Origin of the sequence: Paraburkholderia sp. SIMBA_054, from assembly GCF_046534875.1 — a bacterium.
In the GTDB taxonomy this organism is placed as follows: domain Bacteria; phylum Pseudomonadota; class Gammaproteobacteria; order Burkholderiales; family Burkholderiaceae; genus Paraburkholderia; species Paraburkholderia hospita.
The window spans coordinates 1-1,627 of the sequence record NZ_JAWRXV010000159.1; the positions used below are offsets into that span (position 1 = coordinate 1).

At 62.8% G+C, this 1,627-nt stretch carries 1 protein-coding gene; it reads right to left on the reverse strand.

What is annotated here, in order from left to right:
- Positions 1-1,627, reverse strand: a 1,627-nt coding sequence (locus tag SB822_RS54455) for a recombinase family protein (protein WP_410858767.1), incomplete at both ends; no start/stop codon positions are given.

Consider the following 1,627-nt stretch of genomic DNA (forward strand, 5'->3'; position numbering starts at 1 on the left):
GGGTCGTACAGGCACTCGTTCTTGTCGCTGTAGGCGTGACCGCGGATGAGTCCGCGACGGTTCCATATCTTCACGCTAGTCGGCGTGACGTGCAGCGCGTCGGCCATCTCCTGCAGCGTGAGGAGGCCCGCTTCGCGCAAGCGATCATAGCGTGGCTTCAGACAGTAGTTGCGCTGCAGACGAGCGACCATCTTGGCGTTGAAGGGCCTACCGGTGCCCGACGGGAAGCCACGTTCGTTCAGGATATTGGCGATCTGCAGGACAGTATGGTGATTGAGCAACGCGTCGATCTCCTCAATCACCGCGGCGGGGGTGACCCATCGCTGCCACGATTTCAGCGGTAACGGCAGCTTGAGAGTCCGGTGAGCGCCGCCCTTAAAGCGGATGTATGCGGTAACCTGCTGGTCGCGGTTCAGGGTGACGTCTTCCAGAAGCAGCCTCATCATGCGTTTGCGGTCCCGGTCGGGCGTGGCGGGATCGCGCCATAGCCGGGGGAAGTTGGACGCCAGCGAGACGATGACGGTGCGCTGCTCGTCCGTCAGAATGCGCGCGTCTTGTTCGCGGCGACGCAGATATTCCTCGTTAGCCTCAGTCAGCGCTCGCAGCTTGTGGTTCCAGTCAGCTTCGAGTGAGTCGGCAACCAGCCGGTTCTCCGGATCGACGCGCATGTAGCGACGCTGCGCCAGATCGGCTTCATACCGGGCGCGCTCCACCTGTTTGTGACGCAGACGGTCGGCTTCTTCGATGCGGGACTGGAGTTCGCGCTGAACCGCCAGGCTCACCTCAATGGCAAGCGGATTGAGCGCTTCGACGAGCAGTTCGCCAATGGCCTCGTCGATGGCCGCGCCGTGGACGCGCTGGCAGACCGGTTCAGCCAGTTCGATGCCTTCGCGCTGGCAGACGTACTCGGGACACAAGCCGCCCTGGCGGCTGTGATAACGAACCGTCATGCGATTCCCGCATCGACCACAGACTACGAGTCCTTGAAGCAGTGCTGGTCCCTCACGCGGCGCGCCACGGCGCCGGTCGGCCCCGATCACCTGTGCGCTCTCATGCAAACGCTTCTGATTCTGCTCGTACTCTTCCCAGGATAGATAACCGGCATGGGCGCCCGGAATCAGCGTATCCCACTGGTCCCGCGGCGCGCGAATCGTACGCGTGCGTCCATCGACTGTCCGGCGCGTATGAGTGCGACCGTAGACGAACGCGCCGGCATACCTCGGGTTGTGCAGAATGCGCACTACCTGGCTATGAGCGAGACTGCCCCACAGCAGTTCACCCTTGTGCGGACCTTTGCAGCACCGTCGTGGAAACGCCAGCTCGAGGTGATGCGCAGCGCGCGCGGTGGCCATCGCCGAACCCGTGCCTCTGAAGGTGTCGAACAGCCACCTCAGACAGTGCTGGACCTGCTGGTCCGGATCGAGGACGACCGCGCCCGCGGCGTCGTACACGAAGCCGACGGGCAGGCGCATCTGCAGCTCACCACGCCTCGCCTTGCTTAGGATTCCTCCTTGAAGTCTAGCTCGCAGTACATGCAATTCGGCCTCGCTCATGGTGCCTTTCAGCCCCAGTAACAGCCGGTCGTTGAAGTGAGCAGGATCGTATACGCCATCCTCGTCAAGTAACG